Origin of the sequence: Brevundimonas sp. (assembly GCF_032055285.1) — a bacterium.
Classification (GTDB): Bacteria; Pseudomonadota; Alphaproteobacteria; order Caulobacterales; family Caulobacteraceae; genus Brevundimonas.
In genome coordinates this window covers 17,351-26,414 of record NZ_DAMBRE010000009.1, presented here as the reverse complement: position 1 = coordinate 26,414, position 9,064 = coordinate 17,351, and the positions used below count along the sequence as shown (strand labels likewise).

General features: G+C 67.4%; 13 protein-coding genes. 10 read left to right on the top strand and 3 right to left on the bottom strand.

What is annotated here, in order from left to right; translation table 11 throughout:
- The first annotated feature begins 81 nt into the window (after positions 1–81).
- From RTY13_RS15875 to RTY13_RS15860, 4 genes are read left to right on the top strand one after another with little or no spacing between them, the layout of a single operon-like run.
- Positions 82–708, top strand: coding sequence for a hypothetical protein (locus RTY13_RS15875; protein WP_312784899.1), 627 nt, complete (start codon positions 82–84; stop codon positions 706–708).
- Entirely contained in the window at positions 708–1,022 is a 315-nt protein-coding gene (locus RTY13_RS15870; RefSeq protein WP_292085233.1) for a transcriptional regulator, read from the top strand. The genes RTY13_RS15875 and RTY13_RS15870 overlap by 1 nt, the downstream gene beginning before the upstream one ends.
- Positions 1,023–1,055: 33 nt before the next feature.
- Positions 1,056–1,838, top strand: coding sequence for a tyrosine-protein phosphatase (locus tag RTY13_RS15865; protein ID WP_312784896.1), 783 nt, complete (start codon positions 1,056–1,058; stop codon positions 1,836–1,838).
- Positions 1,835–3,163 carry a chorismate-binding protein gene (locus RTY13_RS15860; protein ID WP_312784895.1) on the top strand — a complete coding sequence of 443 codons (1,329 nt, stop codon included), beginning with the start codon at positions 1,835–1,837 and terminating at the stop codon, positions 3,161–3,163. Before RTY13_RS15865 ends, RTY13_RS15860 begins: the two co-directional genes overlap by 4 nt.
- Here the strand turns inward: RTY13_RS15860 and RTY13_RS15855 are convergent.
- From RTY13_RS15855 to RTY13_RS15845, 3 genes are read right to left on the bottom strand one after another with little or no spacing between them, the layout of a single operon-like run.
- Positions 3,160–3,717 carry a TadE/TadG family type IV pilus assembly protein gene (locus RTY13_RS15855; protein ID WP_312784894.1) on the bottom strand — a complete coding sequence of 186 codons (558 nt, stop codon included), beginning with the start codon at positions 3,715–3,717 and terminating at the stop codon, positions 3,160–3,162. The genes RTY13_RS15860 and RTY13_RS15855 overlap by 4 nt on opposite strands.
- The gene (locus RTY13_RS15850) at positions 3,714–4,223 is read right to left on the bottom strand and encodes a TadE/TadG family type IV pilus assembly protein (RefSeq protein ID WP_312784893.1); all 510 of its coding nucleotides are present in this window, start codon (positions 4,221–4,223) and stop codon (positions 3,714–3,716) included. Before RTY13_RS15850 ends, RTY13_RS15855 begins: the two co-directional genes overlap by 4 nt.
- Before the next feature lie 44 nt (positions 4,224–4,267).
- Positions 4,268–4,669, bottom strand: coding sequence for a pilus assembly protein N-terminal domain-containing protein (locus RTY13_RS15845; RefSeq protein ID WP_312784891.1), 402 nt, complete (start codon positions 4,667–4,669; stop codon positions 4,268–4,270).
- Between RTY13_RS15845 and RTY13_RS15840 the strand changes: the two genes are divergently transcribed.
- From RTY13_RS15840 to RTY13_RS15815, 6 genes are all read left to right on the top strand, one after another.
- Positions 4,668–4,958 (top strand): hypothetical protein, encoded by a 291-nt coding sequence (locus RTY13_RS15840; RefSeq protein WP_312784889.1) that lies wholly within the window; start codon positions 4,668–4,670, stop codon positions 4,956–4,958. The two genes, RTY13_RS15845 and RTY13_RS15840, sit on opposite strands and share 2 nt — an antisense overlap.
- Positions 4,951–5,121, top strand: coding sequence for a Flp family type IVb pilin (locus RTY13_RS15835; protein ID WP_312784887.1), 171 nt, complete (start codon positions 4,951–4,953; stop codon positions 5,119–5,121). Before RTY13_RS15840 ends, RTY13_RS15835 begins: the two co-directional genes overlap by 8 nt.
- Positions 5,122–5,238: 117 nt before the next feature.
- The gene (locus RTY13_RS15830) at positions 5,239–5,751 is read left to right on the top strand and encodes a prepilin peptidase (RefSeq protein ID WP_312784885.1); all 513 of its coding nucleotides are present in this window, start codon (positions 5,239–5,241) and stop codon (positions 5,749–5,751) included.
- 106 nt (positions 5,752–5,857) lie between these two features.
- A complete protein-coding gene (gene cpaB, locus RTY13_RS15825) occupies positions 5,858–6,811 on the top strand; it encodes a Flp pilus assembly protein CpaB (protein WP_312784884.1) in 954 nt (317 codons plus the stop codon).
- A gap of 11 nt (positions 6,812–6,822) precedes the next feature.
- A complete protein-coding gene (locus tag RTY13_RS15820; RefSeq protein WP_409450324.1) occupies positions 6,823–8,364 on the top strand; it encodes a type II and III secretion system protein family protein in 1,542 nt (513 codons plus the stop codon).
- Between the two features lie 5 nt (positions 8,365–8,369).
- Entirely contained in the window at positions 8,370–9,062 is a 693-nt protein-coding gene (locus RTY13_RS15815) for a CpaD family pilus assembly protein (protein WP_312784880.1), read from the top strand.
- The last annotated feature ends 2 nt before the right edge of the window (positions 9,063–9,064 follow it).

Sequence of the window (9,064 nt, the reverse complement as noted above, 5' to 3'; positions counted from 1 at the left end):
CGCGCGCTTCGTCCTAGAAAAAGAACTTTACAACATAAAGCTCTTGTCGCAGTATCCACTTAACAGGCAGGGAGAAGCGCCATGACCCGCGACCAAGTGCAGTCCGTCCACGACGACATCGCCTATATGAAGGCCCTGGCCCAGGAAGGGCGTCAGACGCCGCTTCTGGGGGGGCGAATTCTCATTTCGGCCGGTCTGATCTTCGGCCTGGCCTCGGTCGTGGCCTATGGCATCGACAGCGGCATTCTCGCCGTACCGCCCGTCGCCTACGCCGTCCTGTGGGGCGGGGCCATGCTGGTCTTCTTTGGCGTTCTGATCGTCCAGATCCGGCGTTGCGACCGCAAGCCTGGTGCGCAGTCGGCGGCCAATCGCGCCTCGGGCGCCGGCTGGATGGGCGTTGGCCTGGGCGTCTTCGTCATGTCGTTGTCTATGGCCGTCATCGGCTGGAAGACCCAGAGCGCGGTCCCCTCGCTGATCTTCCCATCGCTCATCTTCGCCCTCTACGGCTCGGGCTGGGCGGTGTCGGCGACCATGAGCGACCAGAAATGGCAGTGGAAGCTGGCCATTGGCTGCTGGATCGCGGCGCCCCTGATCGCCTTCCTGACGGGCAGCCCGCTGATGTGGCTGGGCTACGCGGCCGGCCTCTTCCTCTTTGCGCTTCTGCCCGGCGTCCTGCTGGTGCGTCAGGAACCCTCGGAGGTGATCTGATGGCGACAGATACGGTTGACGCCTTCGACATCGGCCGCATTGACGAGGTCATCCACGGACGGGTGCGTCTGGGGATCATGGCCTATCTGTCGGGCGTCGGGACGGCGGATTTCAACGAGTTGAAGGCCCGGTTGCAGACCACGGACGGCAATCTGTCGGTCCACCTGCGCAAACTGGAAGAGGCGGGCTTCGTCGAGGTGGCCAAGACCTTTCAGGGCCGCAAGCCCCTGACACGCGCGACCATGACCGATGCCGGGCGCGACGCCTTCGTCGCCTATCTGGACGCCATGTCCGGTCTGGTCGGCGCCCGTTAGCCTTGGCGCGTGAATAGTCCTAGGAAGGCGGTCATGAACGACCGCCTTTCGCCGTTTCAGGCCATCGACAACTTCCGTGACTATGGCGACTACGCCGTCGGCGGGGCCGGCGCGCGGATCGCGCGCGGGCGTCTGTATCGTTCGGCCCATCAGGCCAAGGCGACCGAGGCCGATCTGGCGCAGCTGGCGGCGCTGAACCTCGCCATCGTGGTCGATCTGCGCCGTCCCAGCGAGCGCCGCGACCAGCCCTCGCGGCGACCTGTCGGCTGGGCCGGTCAGGTGATCGAGAGCGACCATGACGACGGCGGCGAGGCCCCGCACATCACCTTCCTGAAGACCGCCGATCTGACCGAGGATTCCGGTCGCGCCTTCATGACGGGGACCTATCGCCGCCTGCCGTTCGAGACCGCACACATCGATCTGTTCAGCCGCTATTTCCGAGCTCTGGCTGAAAGCGACGGCCCGGTCCTGATCCACTGTGCAGCGGGCAAGGACCGCACCGGCCTGCTGGCCGCCCTGACCCACAGTTTGCTGGGCGTGTCGCGCGATGACCTGATCGCCGACTACCTGCTGACCAATGTGGCCGTCGATCTGGAGGGGCGGGCCGAGGGGATTGCGAAGAAGCTGACCGAGATGACGGGGCGTCACGCTTCGCACGGCGCGGTGGTCGCCTTCCTCGGCGTCGAGGCGGACTATCTGGACGGCGCCTTCGCCGAGATCGCGGCGCGCCATGGCGGCGTCGACGGCTATCTAACGCAGGCCCTGGGCGTCGACGCCGCCATGGCCGAGCGCATCCGGGCGCGACTGACGGCATGAGCTTGCCGGTCGTCCATATCACGCAGCTGGATTGGGTCGAGCCGCTGGCCGTCGCCGCCGGGCTGAACCGTCGCGAAGGGGCGCTGGCCCTGCTGGCCGGCGCGGGTGATCCCAGGGCCCACGGTGGGCGCTGGTCCTTTGTCGCCTGCGAGCCGGATCGGCTCTTCGTGGGCGCTGTCGAGGCGGGCGCCCCCTTCGCCGCCCTGCGCGACCCGGATTTTGCGGGCGGCGGGGTCGTCGGCTTGATGAGCTATGACGCCGGGGCGCGTCCGGCGACGGGATCGCGCACCGAGGTCTGGCCGGACCTGATGCTGGCCCGCTATCCGGCCCTTCTGGCCTTTGATCATGCGGAGTCTGCGGTCTTCGCCGTGGGTCGAGGCGCGGATGCGGCTGAAGCTGAAGCGGAGAGGCAAGTCCGCCGGGCGGCGGCCTGGCTGACCGAGGCGGTTGCGCCTTCCGCGCCGTCGGCGCCGGCAACTGAGTTCACGGAGGAAGCTCCATCCGAAGCCTATGAGGCCGCGGTGGCTGATGTCGTGACGCGGATCGCGGGGGGCGAGCTGTTCCAGGCCAACATCGCTCGCGCCTGGAGCGGGGTGCTGAAGCCAGGGCGCGATCCGTTCGAGGTCTTCGCGCGCCTGGCGACGGAACGCGGCGCCGCCTATGGGGCCTTCTGGCGGCTGGACGAACGGGCGCTGGTGTCCAATTCGCCGGAGCTGTTCCTGACCTTTGATCCTGCTTCAGGTCGGATCGAGACCCGACCGATCAAGGGCACGCGGCCACGCCACGCCGATCCTGCACGCGACGCCGACCTGGCCGCTGAACTGGTCGCCAGCGCCAAGGACCGGGCCGAGAACCTGATGATCGTTGATCTGATGCGCAACGACCTGGCGCGGGCGGCGACGCCCGGCACGGTCCGGGTCGAGCGTCTGTTCGAGGTCGAGAGCCACCCGACCGTGCATCATCTGGTCTCGACGGTGACGGCGACCGCTTGGCCCGGCGTCGGCGCTGCCGAGGTGCTGGAGGCGACCTTCCCGCCCGGCTCGATCACCGGAGCGCCCAAGCATCAGGCCATGAAGGTGATCGCCGGGCATGAGGCGCCGCGCGGTGCTTGGTGCGGCTCCCTGTTCGGGGTGGGCTTGGCGGGCGACGACGCCCTGACGGCTTCGGTGCTGATCCGCACGGCGTCGTTCGAGCGCGACAAGGCAGGCTGGCGCTGGCGGACTCTGGCCGGGGCCGGCATTGTCGCCGACAGCAACCCGCATGCGGAGTGCGAGGAGACCGCGGCCAAGATAAGGGCCCTAAAGGAGGCCCTGGTCGGCCTCTAGCAGTTGGCGCAGGGAATCCGGTCCTGGGTGCGCGGTCGCAGGTAGTAGCTGCGGCGGAAGGTGATCGGCGTCTTGATGATCTGGGCGAAGGCCGAGGTGTAGACGAATTCGGTTTCACCCAGGATCAGGCTTTCGCCATTCTCGATCAGGCCCGACGGCAGGTCGGTGACCGCAGAGCCTTTGGAAAGCGCAGTAAGGGCCTTGTTGTTGCCCCGACTCCAATCGACGCGGGCCACGCCGTTGGTGTCGCGCGTGACGCTCGAGACACGAATGGACAGCGGCGCCGAGGGGAAGGGGCGCATGATCATGTCGCCGATAGCGAAGACGCTGGTGAGGTCCTGGGTCGAGGTTTCATCAGCCTGGGCCACCAGGTCGGCGACAATCGAAGCAGTGTGTCCGGCGCGGCGATTGGCCATGTAGCCCTGGCAAAGCTCGACCAGGCCGAAGTAGATCACCAGCATCAGGGGCGCGATCAGGGCGAACTCGATCGCTGACACGCCGCGTCGGTCGCGCCAGAAGCCCGGCAAGCCGCTCGAAGGAGGGCGCCGCCTCATTGGTAGGGCTCGTTGCGGAAGGCCAGGGTCGTGGTCAGCCACACCTTGTGGTCGGTTGAGCGTGACAGGGCTTGGGCGATGAAGGGCGTGACGATGGGCTGCTCGTACCAGATCCGCACCATCACGCGGTCGCCGGGAGCGCCGGGCTGATAGGTGAGCTTGCTTTGATCGAACACGCCGGACGAAAGGGGGTTGGGCGCGATCGGCGTGGTGAAGCTGTCCACCACGCGCACGTCGATAAAGGCGCGGGAGGGGCAGTCGGCGGAGAAGACGCTCATGCGTGCACAAAGCTTCTGCTTGATGTCCGCCGTCGTCAGGGTCTGCTGCTGGGCCTGCCCGGTCCGCACCAGGCGGCCGGTGTCGGACACGGCGGTCTCAACCACGGCGTCGAGCAACAACAGCATGCCGATCTCGAGAATGCCGAACAGCAGGAAGAAGAAGGGCATGGCGAGCATGGCGAACTCGATCGCCGTCGAACCTTCACGGTCGCGTTTGCGCCGTCGCATCTGCGACGAACGGCGGAGAAGGCGGACGGCCGGGCCCATTTTGGTCAGGGCGCCGGCGCGGCTCGGACGCTCGGCGAGCAACTGGCGCCGCAGGCCATCTCGGTCGCCTGGGCGCCGCGCCAGACGCGGACCGAACCGGCGGACCCGGCGCTGACCACGACCTGGCTCTGGAACAGGGGGCGGCCCAGGGCGTCGACGGCGACGATCTCGGTCACGCCATAGCCCTTGCCGGTGATGAAGAGCGTGTTGGCGTCCACCACGGTGACGTCCGCGATCTTGGGGTTGGCCACGATGACGGAGCCGGCCGGCGCGCGCAGTTGCACGCGTGTCGCGTGGTCGATCTCGACGTTCAGCGGTCGTGACTGGGCCTGTGCCTGGGCCGAGGCGCCGAGCACGAGCAGGGCGGCGGCGCCAAGGGCGAGGGTCCGGAAGGGACGGTGGGGCATGGGCGGCTCCGGAGGAATGAATGAGCGCGCGCGAGCGCTAGGCGTGAAATCTCGACCGGAAAGATCAAGAAATCCTGAAGGTCAGCGGTATCGGTGCTTACAGGATGAAATCTATAGTAAACGCATCAGTAACCATCAAAATCGAGAGACGGGTTCTTTCGTTTTACTCGGCCTTAATGAACGGCGGCGCATGGTCGCCTTGCAAACGGGGGTCAAGCGGGCAAAACCGGTGACCCTGACGGTGGAACTGTTGCTCGCTGAGACAAAGAAGGAAGATATTCATGCGTAACTTCATCAAGAACTTCGCCAACGACGAATCGGGCGCCACGGCTATTGAATATGGCCTGATCGCTGCTCTGATCGCCGTCGCCATCATCGGCACCCTGACCCTGATCGGTCCGAAGCTGGACGGCGCCTTCAAGAAGGTCGAAGAAGGTCTGCCGGAAGCCTAAGCCGCTCCGCAGAGTTACAAGGACGGGGGCCGGAACGGAGACGTTCCGGCCCTTTTCCAATTTCCCCGTCGGCGGGTGGAAACCCGGCCTTAAAGATTGTCGCCTCAGGGTGGCGGCATGACTGAACTGTCGCTTGTCCTTCTGAGCATCCTGCCGGTGCTGGTGATCATCGCCGGTCTGCACGATCTGACGACCATGAAGATCCCGAACTGGATCTCGGGCCTGCTGGTCCTTGGCTTCGTGCCGGCTGCGGCGGCGTCGGGCCTGTCGTGGACGGACATAGGGATCGGGTTCGGCGTCGGCTTCGCTGCGCTTCTGGCCGGCATGGCCTTGTTCGCCCTGCGTTGGGTGGGCGGCGGCGACGCCAAGCTGCTGGCGGCGGCCAGCCTGTGGTTCGGGCTGGAGGGCGTGGCCCCTTTTCTTCTCTACACGGCGCTGATCGGCGGCGGCTTTTGCATGGTGCTGTTGGCGGCGCGCGCCCGTCTTCAGGTCTTCGCCATGAACGGTCCGACCTGGGTGACGCGTCTGATGCAGCCGAAGGGCGACATCCCCTATGGCGTGGCGATCGCCGTCGGCGCCCTGCTGGCCTATCCGTATAGCCCGCTGCTACAGGCCTTCTCCGCCGCCTGAGCCCTTATATGGCGCTTAGGAGCGCGTTAACCGGCGAGCCTCATTGTCGTTAACGGCAGAGGGCGAAGAACTGAATCCACGTCGCCGCGCCTGCCGGAGACCGTCGATGAAGCCCGCCAAGATCGCCGTCATCTGTATCGCCGCCGTATCGGCCATCGGCCTGGCCCTCGTGGTTCGGGCCATGGGCTCGTCCGGCGAGCCGACCGCCGTCGCCACCGCCGCCGTCCAGGCCCCGCCCATGGCCAGGGTTCTGGTCGCCGCCAAGGACCTGGAGCCGGGCGCGCGTCTGACCGATTCCGACCTGGCGTGGAAGGATTGGCCGGTTGCCGAGGTCAATCCCGTCTTCATGACCGACGGCAGCGTGCCCGTGCCCGCCTCGGCGGCCAAGGAAGCGGCGGACGCCAAGCCTGAAGCCAAGACCGACGCCAAGGTCGAGGGCGCGGCGGAGCGCGTCACCCGCGCGGCGACCGAACTGGCCACCGGCGGCGCCAAGGCCGACTTCATCGGCGCCGTGGTGCGCGAACCCATCCTGGCCGGGGAGCCCATTGTCGCCCGCAAGATCGTGCGCGCCGGCGACAGCGGCTATATGGCCGCCTACCTGGAGCCGGGCATGAGGGCCATGGCGATCCGGGTCACCGTCGAAACCGCCGCGGGCGGCTTCATCCTGCCGGGCGACCGCGCCGACGTGCTGCTGACTCGCGAGGTCAAGCTGGCGAACGTACTGAACGGGGCTGCAGGTGAAGCCGGGACCAAGTTTGTCTCCGCCACCGTGATGCAGAACGTCAAGGTTCTGGCCATCGACCAGAACACACGCGCCGCCGAGAACGAGCAGGCCGTGGTCGGGGCCACCGCCACCCTGGAAGTCAGCGGTCGTGACGCCGAGGTCCTGGCTCTGGCCAAGTCCGAGGGCGAGCTGTCGCTGGTGCTGCGCTCCTATGCCGACACCGCCGGCCCGTCAGGCCGTACCGCCGCCGCCACGGCGCGCTCCAACTCAGGCGGTTCGAGCGGCGTCGTGCGTGTCTATCGCGAAGGCCAGGCCGAGGCTGTCGCCGTCCCATGAGGAAACCGGGCATGAATCGTTTGATCGCGGCGGCCTGCGCCTCCTTGATCGCCCTGGGCGGAGCGGCCTCGGCGCCCCTGGCCCAGACCCGCGCCGCCGTCTCGACCGGCACGGCTCCGCAGTTGGTCAATCTGCCGCGAGGGACGTCCTTCGCCGTCGATCTGCCCGCGGATGCGCGCGACGTGATCGTCTCCAACCCGCAGGTGGCCGAGGCCATGCTGCACTCGCCGCGCCGCATCACGGTGATCGGGGTGGCGGCGGGCGAAACGGACGCCGTCTTCCTCGACGCCGCCGGCCGCACCATCCTGGCCCTGCGCGTGCGTGTCGACGCTGGGACGAGCGCCCTTCAAGATACGCTCAGCCGCGTCGCGCCCGGCTCAAACCTCCACGCCGAAGCGGTCAATGACAGTATCATCCTGACGGGAACCGCCGCCAGCCCAGCCGAGGCCCAGCGCGCCGCTCAGGTCGCCCGCGCCTTCGTCTCGACCCCTGAGAAGGTGGTCAACATGATCAGCGTGGCCGGCTCGGACCAGGTGACGCTGAAGGTGCGCGTGGTCGAGGTGCAGCGCAGCGCCGTCAAGCAGTTGGGCTTCGACACCCAGGCGGTCATCGGCCGCGTGGGCGACACTCAGTGGCTGCTCGGCAATGCGGCCACCTGGGGCGTCAACGGCGAGTTGCTGGGCGGGATCACAGGCGGCGTGTCGCGCGACACGACCAAGAATTTCCAGATGCAGGCGCCGTGCGGCGCCGGCTGGCCGGCCGACGCCCTATGCCCCCACACAGTTCACGGGGGCGCTCCCGGCGATCCTTCGAACTGGGACACCGCCCAGCCCGGCACCGGCCCTGGCTCGGATGGTTTGAACAAGGGCAACGCCACGATCAAGGCCTTCGAGCGCGTCGGTCTGGTGCGCACCCTGGCCGAGCCGAACCTGACATCGGTCAATGGCGAGGCGGCCAGCTTCCTGGCCGGCGGCGAGTTCCCCGTGCCGATCGGTCGTGACCGCGAAGGCCAGATTTCCGTTGAGTACAAGCCCTACGGCGTAGGTCTGTCGTTCCGTCCGGTGGTTCTGAGCAGCGGGCGCATCTCCCTGCAGGTCAAGGTCGAGGTCTCCGAACTGACGTCGCAGGGCGGGCTGACCATCGGCGCGGGAACGGCGTCCTCAATCGGCTTGCCGGGCCTGTCGGTGCGCCGCAGCGAAAATACGATCGAACTGCCCTCGGGCGGCTCGATGATGATCGCCGGCCTGCTTGAGGAATCGACCCGCCAGAACATCGACTCCCTGCCGGGCGTGACCAATCTGCCGGTCTTGGGTCAGTTGTTCCGCTCTCGGGACTATCTGATGGGCGAAACCGAACTGGTCGTCATCGTTGAGGCCTATATCGTCAGCCCGACGTCGCCGGGACGGATGCAGACGCCGGCCGACGGCCTGCGCATCGCTCATGACGCCCAGACCATCTTCTTCGGCCAACTGAATCAGGCCTATGGCTCGCCAGCGCCGTCCGCCCAGACGGGCGCCGGGTGGCAGGGCCCGGTCGGCTATGTGATCGAGTGAGCGCGATGACCCGCAACATCAAATCCATCCTCACCCTTTCCTCCGTCCTGACGTTTGGCGGCCTGCTGCTGGCCGGTTGCGTCGGCGGCCCCGCCAGCCTGGACGGCGAACCGCCCCTGACGCCGGCTTCGCGCTACAGCCTCCAGGTCGAGCCCGGTCTGGATCGCATCGCCCTGGCCGTCCATGAAAACGGTCTGTCTGGCGGTCAGCAAGCGGCCCTGGCCGATCTGGTCGCTCGTTTCGCCATTGAAGGCGCGCCGGCCCTGGTGGTCGAGGCGCCGGCGGGCGGCGACCCAGTGGCCGGGCAGGCGGCCTGGAACGTCAAGGCGGGCCTGGTGGCGGCCGGCGCCCCGGACCATCTGATCCGCATCGTCAGCTATGTCGGTCCGGACCCACGCGCCCCCATACTGGTCGGTTTCGAGACGCTTCGCGCCGCTGTGCCGCAATGCGGAACCCAATGGGGCAATTTGAGCCGGACGGGCGACAACCAGTCCTCGGCCAATTTCGGCTGCGCGGTCACGGCCAACCTCGCCGCCCAGATCGCCAATCCGCGAGACATCGTCTCGCCGCGCGCCATGACTCCTGCCGACGCTCAGCGCCGCGCGGTGGTCTTCGACCGTTACGCCAAGGGTGAGGTCACTTCCGCAGAACGCGAAGCGCTGATCATAGGCACGCGCACCTCCGACGCTGTGGACTGATG